Here is a 16,759-nt window from a genome sequence, read left to right as displayed (position 1 = left end):
TAGTGTCGCAAGGTCTGTGGTCAGGAATCATCCTTGCCATTGATGCAGCGCCTTCTACTGATTTTATTCAATACCGCAGGTGGGCCTGAGGCGCGTGAGGTCCTTGGGCAGTCCGGGATCGGATAGGGTAATTAGGATTGCTCGCGAATCTGCATCCAGTCGAAAAAATCTTCGGATGCAAAGCCGACGCTGCAGTTGGCGTCGAACCGCTCGTTGATTCTGATGAGAGTCATCCGCTTAGCTTCTTGTGGTGAGGTCGGGAAGAAAGCTCCACCAGGTTCGCTGTGCATGAAGAAATCGCCGAGCTTTGCTCCGCAGTTTTCGCAGTGATTCATCAGGTAACGGCTGCCTGCCGTTTTGCTGTAGGCCTGCTTGAACTTGTTGGTGAAGTGATGGATCTGCTTCGTGACCAAGGGGGAGAGGCTGTCGACGTTGGAGACCGTTCCGCGATACCCATGGCACGTCCATTCGCCGAGGTTGCTTGTGAGCGCGAAATCTTCGTCCTCATCCTCGTAGTATTCGAATTCTTCGTGTTGCTCGGGCAGCTTGAATGAGAACACGCGAGTCAAATTGGAGCAGCCCCAGCAGTCGGACACCGACGTCCATGACGTAGTAGTAAGGCGCTCTCACGCAAAATTCTGGTCCATGCTCCAGGTCCGCGTGCTCTGTTACCGGTAGCCATTGAGCCAAGGGGCCGATGTCGACACCCTCGGGGATGTACCAAGTCTTCAGGCTCGGGTCCCATTTGGCACCGAGTGATTTTGCTTCTTCTTTCTCTGCGAAGGGGACTTTCAGATCAATCCTTGCCATTTCTGTATCCGTACGTATTGGTCATCAGTAAGCGCTGGATCCCATGCTAGAGGCTTCTGTCCTTGTTGGGGACCCCAGAATTCTAGAAAACGAGCGACAAAGCAGACTGATGGAGGGATGTGCTGCAATAGCCTGCTGGTCTGTCTTGGTCAGAGGCTGGTCCATAACCGCGCTCAATGGTTGGGTCTTCAATCAGGCTGTACACGTAGCCCGCTACGCGGAAAGTCGCCAGGGCGGTGTGGGAGGAGTGGGGCTCCTCTCAGGGGCAACCACCTTGTGAATAGCCCAACCCTGTTTCGCTTACCAAGAACCGAATACTGACACATCCTTGAGCTTCACGGTGGTCATGTGGCCTTTTTCATCACCCACCGTGATGGTCGGAGGGACTGTTTTCGGGGGCCGCCTGTACCAGTCACAGCATCCATTTATCACGTCACTGAGAAATCGGCTTTCTAGGACTTTCCGCACAAGTTTGTCGGTCAGCACTGGATTCGGATCGAAGAAAAAATCACCAGCCTGTTCGAGTTCCATAGGGGATGGATTCATGGTGTCGAATTTTCGCTGAAAGGACTTGGCTGGTGGGGGGGAATGCGTGGTGGGAAGATTTAGCCGTCTCAGGAAAAATCGGGCTCATAAAGTCGATTAGATAACCGTCGCACGCAACCATCGCGTGGAAGGCGCTGGAGCTGCTATGGGCTTCGCCATTTTCAATTGTTGCGAAGCACATGACCTTCGAGTCTTCGACATCCGTCATCAGACACATTGCGCCCGCGAGGGGGTGAGCCTCCCTCCTATAGTGCTGACGGAGAATTGCAGCGCCCGCCATGCTGAAGTACCAGCAGGCGTGAGCAGTGTCTGCCTGACACGAGTCCAGCACGCTGCGGATGACACGATGAATCCGCAAATAGTCGAGGAGCGGTATTAGCTCAGGCGATTTCTTGCTCATGGTTGTCCTTTTCAATGAGGGTGGCCCGGTCCTCCGGCTTCCACCGGTGCACAGAGTCAGTGCCCAAGCTTGTTGTTCAGGTAATGAAAAAGCGTTCTGACCGCATTGACGAACAGGAAGGCTTCTGGCGCCTCGATGAGGTGTTCGTTTGGATGAGCGACGCTTCCGTGGTTGCGGACGGTGTTCAGTGCATCCAGAACAGAGGCGAATGACTGAAGTACTTTGGCAACATCTGTTGTATGGGCACCCAAATCAGCCAATGCCGGGTGATTGGTGCGGAGTGCTTTGAAAGCTTGGGTCAGGGTTGCATCGGGGGGAATTGCAATGCTGGCCGCTGCACATTCGGCCTTTAGGTAGCCGTGCATTGCGGTATGGAGGCGATCCACGGCGCTCTGTGCACCATTCGTCTCGATGAGTTGATCAGCGTCCGTAAGCGCCCGCCGTACAACCTCAGAAGCGCTTAACGAGGGCGCAACTGCTCGGACGTGACCGACGCTGATTCCTAATTGATGGAGATGGTTCGGCACGGATACTTCTAAAAGGGGTAGTACCTTCGGATGCTCAATCAGTAGCGCCAGTGCCTGGCCGTTGTGATGCTGCAAACGGGTGATCACTTCAAACACGCAGTCACTGTAATCCGGGTCTCCCCAGTCGAGGCTCCGCAAAAGCCGCTTGTGGCCGGTGATGTAGGCGTGCAGGCCTGTGAGGTGCCCAACCTCATTCCAATCGGATTTGGAGAACGTCTCGGTGATCGCTCGTTGTACGGCGACGATCAGGGTGCCATTCCAAGAGGGGTCATGGAGCAAATACTCATTCATACGAAAATCCTTTTCGCTGTGTCCGCAGTGCTGTGGGGCCACTGACCGAAAGTCTGCGATTGGTAACGACTTGATTTCTCCACCCGTTCCAGCCTTGATGACGACCTTGTCTCGTAGATTTGCAACAGTCACCAACGCGCTGGGTAGCGAATACATTTCCCGAACGATGAACCCCAAGGTGGGTAGGGTATCCAGCAGAGTACAACGTGACTATCGATTCGAGAGTCGCGTGCGAAGCTGGAGGAGAATGCAAATGCATCGCTGGGTGCACGGCAGTTGGCCATGGCGCGCACGGTTTGCGTATCATCCCGAGTTCGTCCTCGCTAGTCCGGCTTCTGCATTTCAAACCTTTATTGCAGCTACAGCAATGCGGAAAGATTTGCTATCAGACCGCGCATTTAGAAAAGCCTCAGTGTTTTGAGGCTTTTCTTGATTTTAAAAAAAGCTAAGCGATACTAGGAACCTTAAAAGTAGCTTTGCTTTCGGTTTTAACGATATGAACTTTGTCTCCCTCCTCATTCCAAACGGACGATTTCAGCCCCCAGTAAAAGTAGCTGGCAGGGTTTTTCTGCTGTGTTACGCCTCTATTATTTGACCCGGGGCGAGTAAAAAGAAATATAAACTCACCTTTTTTTATTGTCCAATCGGGAAAGATGAAAATGTGGCGGTGCTTATTGCTAGCGCTACCATCATCTTTGTAGGTTTCGTCAAAGATCATGTAGTTGTTCAGGTTGCAGTCTTTTGTTGCTTGGAGTGCAACATATTCACTTTTTTGATCTCCTTGCCCTCCCACTGACATAACTTTCAAGTCCATTACAAAAGCTCCATGTTCTGCATCGTGGTTTGGCAAAGTGCCAGCAGGCACTAGGCTAGCTTGGAAGATTGGGTAAATGGAAGGTTTTTTTGAAGCGCTGCTAGGCTGATGAAGGAGTGATGACTCCTTTGTGGTGATTTAGGAAACGGCGTCTCGTACTTCGTCAGATCTCACGGTTTGTGCGTGCCCAATTGACACTCCTCGTAGCCAGAAAGCATGCTTTAATTCGCTCCCCAGAACCTCCAGTCGTTTTGAATTCGGCAAGCTCCGCACAAACACGTTCAAGCAGGCCTCAGAGCGCTAGGTCAAGGTTATTCCTATGGCCGAGTACGTGTCTGGGCGAGCGCTCCTCATTAACTTGAGTGCCCAGATAGTAATGCTTGCTGAGTATGAGACATCGACTAATTTGACGGTACTAAAGTTGGCGCGGTTAGCCGGGATGTCGTGGGACTAGATGTGATGGAGCACAAGACAAGGCGGTTGCTAGCTGTCAGTCTAGGTGGTCGTAGATTGGCAGCTTGGCTTTTTGCAGCTGGCAACGCAATTGGCCTAGGGACGTCTCTTTGTCTTTCTTAAGTCAGCAAATGATTCCAGATTGGATATCTCTCTGAATACGAAGTCGGTCTATGGCACCTTGGATACCTCGTCGGCCACCATCAAGCCAAGATTTTAGTGAGCTGACTCGCTAGCATGGGTTTGCTCCGCGCCAGTGCTGTGAAATAACGAAGAAAAGTTTATATTCCAGTATAGATGTACCTTAAATGCGAAGTGCTTCCATAAACTTTTCAAGCCAGGCACCGGCCATCGAAGCATATGGGGCTTCCGGCGCGGTGGTATCCTTCAGTTCGGAGAGCAAGCGATCTTGGAGAAGGCGAAGGCGCGTGGCCACACCAGCTGCAGGTGTGCCCATCAATAGGCGCTGTGTTGCGGGCTCTTCCAGCGCAGTAATCGACTCAGCCAATTCCGTGATCAAATCACCGAGGAATTGCAGTTTCCTTAGCAAACGGTTGCGATCCTGGAACAGTTTCAGACGGTTCAGACCATAGATGTGAATCGAAGCATTGGCGCGTGCTAGCTGTTGTGCATTGCCTGTGGCTACGATCAGGCCCGTGGGGGTGCCGTGGATCCAGGCTATGCATCAAGTACGTAGCAGGATCATCCTCGCAAGGATTGATGAGTAGCGGCAGCTCTCTGGAAAAGTCAGTCGTCTCTGCCGTGGCGCGCACGCCGTTGTCTTCTAGTGGGAAGCTATTTTCTTACCTGTCTGGTTAGACACATCGCTTAGAGAGATGGCGGTGCGCTATCATTTGGGATCCTGAAAGCAGGCCAGCCGTTATCGGCTGTGTATTCCAGATCAGGGCTTTTGGCGGGGGTATCCTCGGCAGATTTATCGTCAGATAGGAGACACGGATGCTCAGGCCTGTAGTGGTATTTTTCCATTCAATTCATAACCGTGGCACTGCAATTATTTGCCAGGGCATTGGACAGTACCGGCGATACACCACGGCGTTGCGTAAGGCGCTGCAGGCAGCGCAGGATTTTTTGAGGGTTGCGAATGGCACCACGGTCTTCGAGCCGCTGACGCCTGTTCTGTTAGACCTGCCTTCGTCGCAACGCTATGAGCGTGAGCTGATGAGTGCGCTAGCCAATGACCAGGTGCGTAATATTGCAATCACCGGTGAGTATGGCGCTGGCAAAAGCAGCGTGATCCGTACGTTTGTGGATCGGCATCCGGAATTCAACTTTGCGTTTATTTCATTAGCCGCCTTTGGCAAGGAGCGCGACCAGACTGGTGACAACCAAGACCCCTCGGTGCCCGCAGCTAATGGCCAGCCCACTGCTCGGCCGCCAGAAAAACCAACCTCAGCACCTGCAAACGACGCCGATCTTTCAACGCGAATTGAGGAAGCTATCGTTCAGCAGTTGCTGTATGCCGTGCCGTCAAAGCAACTGCCCAAAACCCGCTTGAAACGCATCGTTCAAGCTTCATTGTCTGCGCTCTGGGGTTACACCGCGTTCTTCGTTTTACTGATGGTATGCGCCCTAAGGCTATATGCGCCCGTGGCAGAGAAACCACTGATCATCATCCCTGAGTGGTTACGCGGCTGGCTGTTGCTACTTCCGGATTGGATGGCGGTCGCCGCGCTCGGTGTGGGCGGCGTGTACCTGGTGTTCTTGGGGCTAAGGTTGCTGTCCTCGTTCAGCATTGACGGCCTCACCATCAAGGGCGGTAAGTTGGAAACGACGCACCACGGTTCGGTGCTGCACAAAAATGTCGACGAGATTATTTACTGTTTTGAACGCAGCAATATCAATGTCGTGGTGATCGAAGACCTGGATCGCTTCGGCATTCAAGACGTGTTCACGCGCTTGCGTGAGATCAATTTCATCATTAAGCAGTCTCCGCAGATTCGGCGTCGCGTGTATTTTGTGTATGCGCTACGTGATGAGCTGTTTGCAGTCGGGGAGAAGACCAAGTTTTTTGATTTGATTATTCCGATCATCCCAGTGGTTAACTCGGAAAACTCCCGCGAGAAGATGATCGAGTTGCTGGGCCTGAGGAAACTCAACGGGGTGCCGTTAGACACCGGGCTTGACCCTCATCTGCTTGAAACCGTGTCTTATTTTATTGATGACATGCGTTTGATCAAAAATATCGTCAACGAATTTGACATGTTCTCCAGCATCCTGAGAGCGGGTTCAGGCTTGAAGCTGGACCCCAATAAGCTCTTTGCGATTATCGCGATTCGCAACTTGCACCCGAACGAATATGCCGAGCTGGTAAAGCGCCGAGGGCCTATTTACGAGACGCTTCATGGCTTCCGTGAATGGCGGAGCCAGCTGCACAAAGACGCTGAGAGTGTTTATCAGGCGCTGCGCGAGGAGCGCGAGCGGAAGGTGCAGGAAATCGCTAGCAGTACAGCCGAACTACGGACGTACGTTTGGTTGGCGCTATTGGAGAAATCCGGTGCTGAATTTGCTTCTCATGTGCGCATTCGAGATGTGGGCCACTACTCATTGCGCGAGTTTGTTCGCGACGACATCTTTGACACCATTTTTTCTCAAAGCGCTAAGTTAGCGATGATAACGCTTGACCGATATGGCCAGACACTCAACACGACACCGGTGCCTGATACTCCACTGGAACTGCTCGCTTCGACTACCTACCAAAAGCGTTATGACCTGCTTCGGCAAACGATGGGCAGCATTGATACAAAGATATCTGAGCAGCGTTTACAGGCCAGTCTGATCAATCGCCTGACCTTTCGTGGCGCGGCCAAAAAAGGCTATGGCGAAGTAATCCTTAAAAATCTAGCAGGACTGGAAATTGTCATCTACCTGATGCGCCACGGCTACCTTGATACCGATTACCCAGACTATTTTGGCTATTTTTACCCCGGCTCGCTCACCGCGGAAGATAAGAACCTGCTGCTAGGCCTCAGAGGTGGCGCGATTCCGGACGTGACGACAGTCATTAGCGCGCCCAAAACGGTGGTGGAAAAACTGGATGTCGACGACCTTGGCGATGGAAGGGGCATCATCGCAACGCTGATCGATTACCTAGTGAGTGATGCCTACTCCGCGCCCGATTGGAGCCACGCGCGCGAATTGCTTATGACCATTTTCAGGAGCGGATTGAAAGATCATCTAGGCAGGATGGCGGAGGCGGCCGAGTTATTGATATCGGGGCCGAGTTCTCATCGTTTTGTTCGCTCCGTATTTGAATTTGAACCCAGTTTGTTCCGTGCACTACTGACGGAGGCACCTCGTTTCGAGACGGCGATCCTGAAGCAGTTGCTTATTGGCGCCATCCTGGACGGGTTGACGGCCGACCAGATGCAAGCACTCGATAGTCATCCGAGCACTGAAGTTCGCAGCGCCATTGAGGCGCTTGAAGATAACTCACGCTTGATGCCGCAACTCAAAGTGGGCGAGGGTGGGTGGAGCTGGTTGAAGACCTTGCCTGTTCAGTTCAGTCACTTGGGCGAAAACACGCCTCTGGATGATCTTGCGCAACTGATCGAATGGGGCTGTATCGATTTTAACCTGCACATGCTTACCCTGATTTGTCAGAAGGGTGACCCTAAAACTGCCGATGACCTACAAAGCAAATCCGCTCACGGCAGCGAGAACGTCACTTACAGTCGCCTTAACGCGCTGAATATCAAGGGCCTTGATGAGCAGTTGCTTGAATCGCCTGACGCGCTGGTAAGTGTGCTTTTGAGTCAAACGGGAGAATTGGAGGAATCAGCCGAGCCACTATCAACGTTACTGAAAGTGCTCGACGTTGCAGCGGAAACCACCAGCATGCACCTGCTGTTTGCACGCACGACCTGTGAGGTTGAGCGCTTGGAGGACTTACCTCAAAAACTGTGGGCGATTGTGCTATCAACTGATCGCGTTTCGATGCGCGTTGACGCCGTCTGGTCTTTCTTCAACACCGTCTTGCTGCCAGCCCTTGCTGGTAAAGGTTGCGAGCCGGCAGACATGGAGGCCTTCGCGGATTTCATCAAGCACCATACAAAATTGCTGAACCAACATTTATGGGTAAGCAATCAGGCCCGACATATAGATTTGCAGAGTTATCTACTGAGCACACCAGCAGTCGACAACGAAACCGTTGTCGAGCTATTCGCTGGGCTGAACCTGAATAATCCGGTGATCCTAAGTGGTTCCTTAGGCAGATTGCCAGCAGAACGCTGGACGATGCTGGCGAGCGCGGATTTCTTGGCATTCACTCCTGAGATCCGAGACTGTATCCGCACATACGACCTCAACTTGGAGGTTCCTTATCTCCTTGCGCACTGGAGTCAGGCACGAGAGCATATCGACTTTACCCAACTGCCCACCGAAATGGTGCTCACGCTCAGCCAAAGCAGCGTGCCAACACTAGATGACAAAATCAACCTGTGGACTGCTGTACCGCACGAAACGTTTGATACCTCCAGCGTAGCCACTATGGAAATTGCCCGGCTCTGCAGTTGGCTCAACGCTGGTACGTCGCGTTTCCCCGCCTCGTTTGCCCCCATACTTAGAAAGCTCATGGCTGAGGATGGACTGTCGTCAGAACAGCGACAGGAAATGCTCGTCCAATGTTTAGCGTCCAGCACGTGGGTAGAGGTGACAGCCCTGCTTGGGCTGCTAGCGGAAGGTTTCGACCGGTTAGCGCCCAATGTGAGAAAGATTGAGGTGGCATCCAGTGCAGCCAATCTACGATTGCTGGAGGCATTGCAAGCACGAGGTTTTGTTGGCAGCGTGACGGCGAAGGACGACGTTCTCACAGCGAACACCCGACCGAGTGAAATGAAGGACACGGCAAGCGCCGAATAGACAGCTTTGTTAGCTCGGTTACATCAGCGTGCTTCTTGAATGGCGCTGAGAGGGTTGCCTATACAGGCATCAATCACGGCGTCGGAGTGGGCGCGCCGCGCCGCGTGAGGCTTTAAGGGAGTCTAGAAAACTCGGGCCGATTCAAATTGAGGTGATCTGATAGCGCTCGACGGCGGTTTGGGAGCAGCAGCGTATGACTTTTTCGAGAAGTGGCTGTTGGACTTCAGCCTGGGGGCATCCTTTTCGAACTATCCAAAGAATGCCCCTAGATGTGCCCCCAATGTAGCAATCGTCTGGAAGTGAATGGATCTCCGTGGTCTATGAAAGGCCAGAAATGATCAGCCAAACAGCCTGCCCGGCGACGCCTAAAGACTCTCAGGGTCGCCAAAAAACATCTGAATCCTCGACCGCAACCACCGCTCCCCCGGATCATTGTCCTGCGATCCCCGCCAGGCCATATGCAACTCAAACGAGCGCACCGGCAACGGCGGTTCCTCAGCCCGCAAGCCGCCCGCGGCGGTCAGTGCTTCGGCGGCGTAGTCCGGCACGATGGCGACAATATCGGTCCCCGCCAGCAACGTACCCAAGCCATTGAACTGCGGTACGGCCAGCACCACATGGCGTTTGCGATCGAGCTTCTCCAGTTCTTCATCGATAAACCCGCTCAAGTCGCCGGCAAACGACACCAGCGCATGGGGGCGGGCGCAGAAGTCGTCCAGGCTGAGGGCGCCGGGTACGCTGTCAGCGCGCAGTAGTTTAGGCAGGCTGCGGCGCAGCACCTTGCGCTTGGCGTTGGCCGGCAAGTCGGCGGTGTAGCTGACGCCGATGGAGATTTCTCCGGAAGCCAGCAGGCCTGGCATCAGGATGTAGTTGACGCGGCGTACCACCAGCACGATGCCAGGGGCTTCGGCACGCAGGCGCTTGAGCAATTGCGGAAGCAGGGCGAACTCGACGTCGTCGGACAGGCCGATGCGGAACACGGCGGTGCTGGTGGCCGGGTCGAACTCGGCGGCGCGGCTGACGGCGGTGGAAATAGAGTCCAGGGCCGGGGAGAGCAGGGCGAAGATTTCCACGGCGCGGGCCGATGGCTCCATGCTGCGCCCGGTACGCACGAACAGCGGGTCGTCGAACAGGCCGCGCAGGCGCGATAATGCTGCGCTGATGGCCGGTTGGCCCAGGAACAATTTCTCGGCCGCGCGGGTCACACTGCGCTCGTGCATCAAGGTTTCGAATACGATCAAGAGGTTCAGGTCGACACGACGCAGGTCGTTACGGTTCATCTTGTGTCCTGGAAGAGTCAGCAAACTTGACGAGAGCGGCCATATAGAGCCCTTGGGTTCTATTTGGAAGCATGACCGGCATGAATCTTACGGGGAAAGGCTGGTACTCTGCACCGGCTAATTGAGTTTTCCTACGATACTTGAGGGTTATTCCTCAGATGCGGAATCAATGGCAGACATGTCGACTATTAACGGCGACCGGTGGTCTTACCCGGAAAGCCCAGATAGAGTTCGTGGCAATAGAGGTTACTTTGACGAGGTTTGCGATGTCCCGCACGATCCGTTTTCACAAGTTTGGTCCGGCCGAGGTGCTCAAATGCGAAGAGCATGCAGCCGCGCAGCCTGCACCGGGCGAAGTGCAGGTGCGTGTCGAGGCGATTGGCATCAGTTGGTATGACATTTTGTGGCGCCAGAACCTGGCGTCCTCCCATGCACGCCTGCCGTCTGGCCTTGGCCATGAAATGGCGGGTGTTGTGGTGGCGCTTGGTGACGGCGTGGATGATTTGGCCGTGGGCGATAAGGTGGCCAGTTTTCCGGCCGAGAGCCCCAATGATTATCCGGTGTATGGCGAACAGATCGTCTTGCCACGCACCGCCCTGACCCGTTATCCGGATGTCTTGAGCCCGATCGAAGCCAGCGTGCACTACACGCCGCTGTTGATTGCCTACTTTGCCTATGTCGACCTGGCGCGGGTCAAACCCGGCCAGTTTGCACTGGTGACTGACGCCAGCCACTGTGCCGGTCCGTCCTTCGTGCAACTGGGCAAAGCCTTGGGTGTTCGGGTGATTGCCGCGACCAAGGACAGCGCTGAGCGCGAGTACCTGCTGTCCCTCGGCGCCGAAAAGGTCATCGTCACCGAAGAACAGGACCTGCTCATGCAGGTCAACAAGATCACCGACAACCGCGGTGTCGACGTTGTGTTCGATGGCTTGGGTGGCCCACAAATGTCGCTGCTCGGCGATGTACTGGCTCCGCGTGGCAGCCTGGTGCTGTACGGCTTGCAAGGTGGCAACCAGACACCCTTCCCGGCGTGTGCCGCGTTCCAGAAGAACATTCAGTTCTTTGTACATTGCATCGGCAACTTCACGGGTAAACCGGAGCTGGGCATCATCCAGGACCAGGTTGCGCTGCAACGAGCGTTGCGTGATATCAACCAGTTGACCGCCGACCGTGTGCTGGTGCCCCTCAAAACCACGGTGTTTCCGTTCAACCAGTTCGTCGAAGCGCACCGCTATATGGACGAATGCCCGTGCCGAGAGCGTGTTGCATTGCAGGTTTAAGCTGTTTGAGCTGTAGGAGTATTCGCAAATGAATGCTCGGTCGTCTGGATGAATGAGGCAAATGTGCCATTTGTCAGGGCTTAACCCGCGCGAGGGTTGAGCCATCGTTCAGGCACATCGTCCCGCAAAACCCGACCTTTCTCCCCAATGCCGCCCTGAATCCCAGTGCGGCATCTTTACGTTTGCGTCAGCTTCGCCGTACCCATTTACCATCTGAACGGATTTCTCGTCCTGTTCTGTATCTGTTAATCATTATTCCAGCACTGATAATTGTGTCTTCACTGTCATCTCAAGGATTGAGCAATGATTGAATATCTGACATTTGCGCTTCAAATGTATGAAACTGGAACTTCTCGACGGTTACCGATGAGGAAGATCGTGGGTGTCCCGGCAGGCGATCCCCGCTCTTTCAAGAACAATTCATTTAGTCGGATAAATTATAGTTGTCGGAAACTTCTTTAGTTTTCCGGATAAGCCAGTGTAGGACGCTGTCAGAGCGTTCCTAGGGCCTAATCAGGGCCTTGGTACAAGGGTTTCAGGGAAGAAGGGCGCGACGGGTGCGTAATTGGCAAGCCCTGGGACTTTGTTGCAGCGTGCTAAAGTTTATCCAACGTCATACCGCGCGATGGACCACGCGTCTACATATGTAATAAGTCGAGCAAATATGCTCAATAGTTGCTTGAAACTGATACTTCAACTCAGGTAGTAGAACGATGAGCTCTATTCACGAACAAGCCATGAACTATGTTTATCATCAAGTTCTGCAACGTTTAATCGGGCACTTTACGCGTGCCGAACGTACAGCACTTCAATTGCTTATTCAGCGAATCGTCGTGGCGGCCGGCGGCATGGAGCAAGTGGGGCAATACAAGATCATGGTGGCCCATGGGGGTGGCGAGGTCAGCAGCTACACCCTGGCGCTGTTGCGTGCGGCGCAACTGAGTATCGCCGTTCGCGCCCCCGGGACGTTCCAGCTACGGGTTGCCACCTTGCGGCATACGGGCATGACCCAGGCGACGCTCGATACCTTGCATCATGGCTACGGCATGTTGTTTTTCCATGACGACCCCCGGGTGGAGTTGTTGATGGTGGAAAATCAGGAAGTGCTGCCTTTCAACCACCAACGCCCGCCCTCCAGTGCTGGCACCGCCGTAAGTCAGCGCAATAGGGTGATGGTGGGGCACATGACCTCCGGGGATGTTCGCGCCACGCTGTGCAATGACACTTACCTGGCCCTGGCGGATTTCTACCCGCGCGTCACCAGTTGGAACGCAGGCGTGCATGCCTTGGTCAGCGGCGACTCCCCGCGCAAGCAGGGCCAGTACCTGGCCTGGCTGAAAAAGAATGCGCTGGCGGCGGGTGTCGCCACCCCCCCCGGCAGCCCCTCGTCGCTCAACCGTCTGTTTGCCTGTATGGAAGAGTGGAGCAACGGCTGTTACCAGGACCTCTACGGCGACCAATACACGCCCCCGGAAAGTCCCGGTCGGGGCGGGCACCGCCATCTGGCGTATATCGGGATTGCCGACTTGCTCAATGGCATGAACCCGGCCACAGCGCCGTTGCTTACCGAGTTTTTGAGCTATAGGCCTGATCCATTCGGTGTCCACTTCAGCCATCCCACTTACCCGAACCCTTTGCTGATGGCCCATCTGCGAGGCTTGCAGGCCGAGTGTCTGCGCGATCTTGCCTATGAGGATGGGGTGGAGGCGTTTCTCCGGCAGGCGCAGGATTACATGTGTAGCCGGCAGATTCCCGAACACTTGATCGCGCAAGCGCCGACGGGGGACGGTCGTGCCCTGTCAACGGCCTATGCCCAGGCGTTCTTTGGCCTGGATGAGAGCCAATTGACCTGCCTGCTGTTTTCGCCCTTCATTCACCATGGCGAGCGATTGGAAGGTTACCTGCGCCAATGCCATCCGGGCATGCTGGTGGCGCTCCCCGAATTGCACAAGGCGCTTCAAGGCAAACCCGTCGCCGATATGCTGTTGCAGTGGGTCATTGACGCCAGTGGCTTGCCGTTGTCCTTGTTGCAGCATCTGTACCGCAAGCGGCCTCTGGAGGCCGGGCATGCGCGGGGGCGGCGCGGTACGCATGCCGAGGCGCAAGCCTTTCAGTTGTCCGGGCGTTGAGTCCGTGCGCTGGCGTATTGGTCCGGGTGCGTGGCAATGACCCTGCGTGGTGAGCGGCAGGCGGACTTTGCCTACCAGGCGGTGTACCGCTACATGATCAACCTTATCAACGAAGTCAGCCTGGATACCCCGGCCAAACTGCCGTCCCTGCGGCAATTGTCGACGCGCCTGAATGTGTCGATCTCGACGATCCAGTACGCCTACTCGCTGCTGGAAAAGGAGGGCCGGGTCTACTCGGTGGCCAAATCGGGCTATTTCGCCTGGCCCGTAACGGCTAACCCACTGATGGCGGTGGGAGGCGACCTGCTCGAGCGCTTATATGCCGCCGCGCGGCGACCCGGGATGAGCGTGCTCAGCGGCGATGAGCCGACGCTGCTGGGCTCGCTGGATAGCGCCTTGCTGACGCTCGAGCGCCAACTGGTGCGCCTGCATCCGCGCCACCTGCAGCCCTGGTCGCAACCGTGCGGGGTGTGGGAGCTGCGCGCGGCGCTGGCGGCCCGTTATACCTCGTCGCCGACGCGCTGCTGGCAGGCGGATGACGTCTATATCGGTGCGGACCTGCGCGGGGTACTGGAGATCCTGATCGAGGTGCTGGGCCTGAAGGGTAAGACGGTCGTGGTCGAATCCCCCTGCGATTACTTGATCCTGCGCTTGTTGCAGGCCGCTGGCGTACGGGTCGTCGAATGGCCCTGGCAGGCCGATGGCAGCCTGGACCTGGCGTTATTCGAGCACTGGCTGCGCCACGAATCGGTGCACCTGGTGCTGCTGTCGTCGGTGGTCAGCATGCCTTCGGGCCACGCCTTGCCTGCCTATGATCAGCTACGACTGGCGAGCCTGTTGGACCAATCTGGCTGTTGGTTGCTGGAGAATGATTGTTTTGGTGAGCTGTGCTTCGCGCCACGCCAGAGAGCAATGCGTGACCTGATCAACCCTGAGCGGCTGATCGTGTTCTCGTCGTTCGAGAAAATGCTCGGCCCGGAGGCGCCCTTCGGGTATGTGCTGTCTCGTCATCTGGCCAGCGAGTTGCAGCGCCAGTTCCTGTTGCGCGCGTTTCGCCTGTCGTCGATGCGCCAGCATGCGATTGCGCGCCTGTACCAAAGCGGGCGGCTGGACCAGCACCTGGAGGCATTGCGCCAACGCTTGCGGGAACAGGCCGCGGCCATGAGTGAACGCCTGGATATGCGCCTGGAAGGGCGCGTGACCTATCGAATGCCCGTCGCCGGGGCCAGCTTCTGGTTGCAGTCGGTGGCGGCGGTGGACATGCGCCAGGTATTCCAGCGTGCAGTGGCCCAGCAGGTCGTGATTGCCCCCGGCGAATTGTTCAGCCTCAGTGGCCTGCATCACCAGCATCTGCGACTGAGCCACACGTTCAATGGGCAGCCCAACCTGGACATTGCCCTGGATACCCTGGCGCAGGCGCTGTTGCAGGCACAGACCGGCTAGGATGTTAAAAAATTCTCTTAGGCTTGTAGGATCGATACCGTCGCGCAGTAGTCCAACTCTCAGTAAACTGTCATTTTTTCCGAATCCATCTCTCTGAGGTTTATGCATGACAATCAGTCCTTTTGCGGGCAAGCCGGCGCCAGCCCAGTTGCTGGTGGATATCCCGCGACTGGTCACGGCCTATTACACCGGTCAGCCTGATGCAGCGATCTCCACCCAGCGCGTGGCCTTTGGCACTTCCGGTCACCGTGGCAGCTCGTTCGACCTGAGCTTCAACGAATGGCATGTACTCGCCATCAGCCAGGCCATTTGCCTGTACCGCGAAGCCCAAGGCATCGACGGCCCGCTGTTTGTCGGCCTGGACACCCATGCGCTGTCGACGCCCGCGGGTGCCAGCGCCCTGGAAGTGCTGGCTGCCAATGGCGTCCATGTGATGCTGGCCGAAGGCGATGAATACACGCCAACCCCGGCGATCTCCCACGCGATCATCTGCTACAACCGGGGCCGCACCCATGGCCTGGCCGACGGGATTGTCATTACCCCGTCCCACAACCCGCCGCAAAGTGGTGGCTACAAGTACAACCCGCCCAACGGTGGACCGGCCGATACCCACGTCACCAAGTGGATCGAAGCCAAGGCCAACGAACTGCTGGCCGCCAAACTGGCCGGGGTCAAGCGCATCACCCACGCCCAGGCGCTCAAGGCCGACACCACCCATCGCCATGACTACCTCAACAGCTATGTGGCCGACCTGATCAACGTGATCGACATGGACGCGATTCGCAGTGCCGATCTGCGTCTGGGTGTCGATCCGTTGGGCGGGGCAGGGGTGCGCTACTGGTCGGCCATCGCCGAGCATTACCGCCTGAACCTGGACGTGGTGAACACCGAGGTCGATGCCACGTTCCGCTTCATGAGCGTCGACTGGGACGGCCAGATTCGCATGGACCCGTCCTCCAGCTACGCCATGCAGGGCCTGATCGGCCTGAAGGAGCGTTTCGACGTGGCCTTCGCGTGTGACCCGGACCACGATCGCCATGGCATCGTCACCCCATCCGGTGGGCTGTTGGCGCCGAACAATTACCTGGCGGTGTCCATCGACTACCTGTTCCAGAATCGGCCTGACTGGCGCGCCGACGCCGCCGTGGGTAAGACCGTGGTCAGCAGCGGCTTGATTGATCGCGTGGCCGCACGCATCGGCCGTCGCCTGTACGAAGTGCCGGTGGGCTTCAAGTGGTTTGCCGACGGCCTGTTCGACGGCTCGCTGGGCTTTGGCGGCGAAGAAAGCGCCGGCGCGTCGTTCCTGCGCAAGGACGGCACGGTGTGGAGCACCGACAAGGACGGCCTGATCCCAGCGTTGCTCGCGGCAGAAATGACCTCGCGCAAAGGCCAGGACCCAAGCCAGATCTACCGTGGCCTGACGGACGCCCTGGGCGAACCCTTCGCCATCCGCGTCGACGCCAAGGCCACGCCGGCGCAGAAAGCCCTGCTGGGCAAACTGTCGCCGCAGCAAGTGACCTCTACCCAATTGGCGGGGGAAAGCATCCAGCAGATCCTCAGCCATGCACCCGGCAACAACCAGGCGATTGGCGGCTTGAAGGTCATGACCGAAAACGGCTGGTTCGCCGCGCGCCCATCGGGCACCGAGGACATCTACAAGATCTACGCCGAGAGTTTCATTGGCGAAGATCACCTCAAGCAGTTGGTGGAAGAGGCGCAGGTGCTGGTCGACGGCGCCATTACTCAATAACGCCAGGTGGGAGGGGACAAGCCCCAATGCCAGCCAGTCAAGGCGGCACGCTGTAACTGTGGCAAGCGGGCTTGTTGTGGTGAGCGGGCTTGCCCTAATGCCGTTCAGTTAAGGCTTTTTTGTAGGAGCGAGCTTGCTCGCGAAAAACTCACAGGCGC

At 56.2% G+C, this 16,759-nt stretch carries 13 protein-coding genes; 5 read left to right on the top strand and 8 right to left on the bottom strand.

Annotation, left to right across the window (positions count from 1 at the left end):
* Window positions 1-131: 131 nt before the first annotated feature.
* From AC1Q6I_RS28020 to AC1Q6I_RS27990, 7 genes are all read right to left on the bottom strand, one after another.
* Window positions 132-569 (bottom strand): hypothetical protein, encoded by a 438-nt coding sequence (locus AC1Q6I_RS28020; protein ID WP_207238138.1) that lies wholly within the window; start codon window positions 567-569, stop codon window positions 132-134.
* Entirely contained in the window at window positions 505-810 is a 306-nt protein-coding gene (locus AC1Q6I_RS28015; protein ID WP_256581267.1) for a DUF5710 domain-containing protein, read from the bottom strand. Before AC1Q6I_RS28015 ends, AC1Q6I_RS28020 begins: the two co-directional genes overlap by 65 nt.
* A gap of 300 nt (window positions 811-1,110) precedes the next feature.
* On the bottom strand, window positions 1,111-1,341 hold the full coding sequence (locus AC1Q6I_RS28010; RefSeq protein ID WP_256581268.1) for a DUF2026 family protein: 231 nt from the start codon (window positions 1,339-1,341) through the stop codon (window positions 1,111-1,113).
* Window positions 1,319-1,756: a DUF2026 family protein gene (locus AC1Q6I_RS28005; protein WP_256581269.1), complete on the bottom strand. Its 438-nt coding sequence runs from the start codon at window positions 1,754-1,756 to the stop codon at window positions 1,319-1,321. Before AC1Q6I_RS28005 ends, AC1Q6I_RS28010 begins: the two co-directional genes overlap by 23 nt.
* A gap of 56 nt (window positions 1,757-1,812) precedes the next feature.
* On the bottom strand, window positions 1,813-2,574 hold the full coding sequence (locus AC1Q6I_RS28000; protein WP_102624537.1) for an abortive infection family protein: 762 nt from the start codon (window positions 2,572-2,574) through the stop codon (window positions 1,813-1,815).
* A 445-nt stretch (window positions 2,575-3,019) separates the two neighbouring features.
* Window positions 3,020-3,388 carry a hypothetical protein gene (locus AC1Q6I_RS27995; RefSeq protein WP_102624538.1) on the bottom strand — a complete coding sequence of 123 codons (369 nt, stop codon included), beginning with the start codon at window positions 3,386-3,388 and terminating at the stop codon, window positions 3,020-3,022.
* 757 nt (window positions 3,389-4,145) lie between these two features.
* On the bottom strand, window positions 4,146-4,391 hold the full coding sequence (locus AC1Q6I_RS27990; RefSeq protein ID WP_102624539.1) for a hypothetical protein: 246 nt from the start codon (window positions 4,389-4,391) through the stop codon (window positions 4,146-4,148).
* A 407-nt stretch (window positions 4,392-4,798) separates the two neighbouring features.
* Here AC1Q6I_RS27990 and AC1Q6I_RS27985 point away from each other — a divergent pair, with 407 nt between their 5' ends.
* The gene (locus AC1Q6I_RS27985) at window positions 4,799-8,719 is read left to right on the top strand and encodes a YobI family P-loop NTPase (protein WP_102624540.1); all 3,921 of its coding nucleotides are present in this window, start codon (window positions 4,799-4,801) and stop codon (window positions 8,717-8,719) included.
* Between the two features lie 365 nt (window positions 8,720-9,084).
* On the opposite strand, the gene AC1Q6I_RS27980 is transcribed toward AC1Q6I_RS27985, so the two are convergent.
* Window positions 9,085-9,999 (bottom strand): LysR family transcriptional regulator, encoded by a 915-nt coding sequence (locus tag AC1Q6I_RS27980; protein WP_024075600.1) that lies wholly within the window; start codon window positions 9,997-9,999, stop codon window positions 9,085-9,087.
* 266 nt (window positions 10,000-10,265) lie between these two features.
* On the opposite strand from AC1Q6I_RS27980, the gene AC1Q6I_RS27975 reads away from it, so the two are divergent.
* The 4 genes from AC1Q6I_RS27975 (at window position 10,266) to pgm (ending at window position 16,601) form a co-directional block, all read left to right on the top strand.
* Entirely contained in the window at window positions 10,266-11,279 is a 1,014-nt protein-coding gene (locus AC1Q6I_RS27975; protein WP_024075599.1) for a zinc-dependent alcohol dehydrogenase family protein, read from the top strand.
* Window positions 11,280-11,992: 713 nt separating this feature from the next.
* Window positions 11,993-13,408: a hypothetical protein gene (locus AC1Q6I_RS27970; protein ID WP_102624541.1), complete on the top strand. Its 1,416-nt coding sequence runs from the start codon at window positions 11,993-11,995 to the stop codon at window positions 13,406-13,408.
* 36 nt (window positions 13,409-13,444) lie between these two features.
* Window positions 13,445-14,851 carry an aminotransferase-like domain-containing protein gene (locus AC1Q6I_RS27965; protein WP_102624542.1) on the top strand — a complete coding sequence of 469 codons (1,407 nt, stop codon included), beginning with the start codon at window positions 13,445-13,447 and terminating at the stop codon, window positions 14,849-14,851.
* Window positions 14,852-14,957: 106 nt separating this feature from the next.
* Window positions 14,958-16,601 (top strand): phosphoglucomutase (alpha-D-glucose-1,6-bisphosphate-dependent), encoded by a 1,644-nt coding sequence (pgm, locus tag AC1Q6I_RS27960; protein ID WP_024075596.1) that lies wholly within the window; start codon window positions 14,958-14,960, stop codon window positions 16,599-16,601.
* Window positions 16,602-16,759: the final 158 nt, after the last annotated feature.

It is taken from the genome of Pseudomonas sp. MPR-R2A5 (assembly GCF_058793055.1).
This window is presented reverse-complemented; position numbering and strand designations above follow the sequence as displayed.

Coding starts and splice junctions, on each gene's coding strand:
- AC1Q6I_RS28015 (WP_256581267.1), bottom strand. CDS start 810: ATGGCAAGGATTGATCTGAAAGTCCCCTTCGCAGAGAAAGAAGAAGCA.
- AC1Q6I_RS28010 (WP_256581268.1), bottom strand. CDS start 1,341: ATGGAACTCGAACAGGCTGGTGATTTTTTCTTCGATCCGAATCCAGTG.
- AC1Q6I_RS28005 (WP_256581269.1), bottom strand. CDS start 1,756: ATGAGCAAGAAATCGCCTGAGCTAATACCGCTCCTCGACTATTTGCGG.
- AC1Q6I_RS28000 (WP_102624537.1), bottom strand. CDS start 2,574: ATGAATGAGTATTTGCTCCATGACCCCTCTTGGAATGGCACCCTGATC.
- AC1Q6I_RS27995 (WP_102624538.1), bottom strand. CDS start 3,388: ATGGACTTGAAAGTTATGTCAGTGGGAGGGCAAGGAGATCAAAAAAGT.
- AC1Q6I_RS27985 (WP_102624540.1), top strand. CDS start 4,799: ATGCTCAGGCCTGTAGTGGTATTTTTCCATTCAATTCATAACCGTGGC.
- AC1Q6I_RS27980 (WP_024075600.1), bottom strand. CDS start 9,999: ATGAACCGTAACGACCTGCGTCGTGTCGACCTGAACCTCTTGATCGTA.
- AC1Q6I_RS27975 (WP_024075599.1), top strand. CDS start 10,266: ATGTCCCGCACGATCCGTTTTCACAAGTTTGGTCCGGCCGAGGTGCTC.
- AC1Q6I_RS27970 (WP_102624541.1), top strand. CDS start 11,993: ATGAGCTCTATTCACGAACAAGCCATGAACTATGTTTATCATCAAGTT.
- AC1Q6I_RS27965 (WP_102624542.1), top strand. CDS start 13,445: ATGACCCTGCGTGGTGAGCGGCAGGCGGACTTTGCCTACCAGGCGGTG.
- pgm (WP_024075596.1), top strand. CDS start 14,958: ATGACAATCAGTCCTTTTGCGGGCAAGCCGGCGCCAGCCCAGTTGCTG.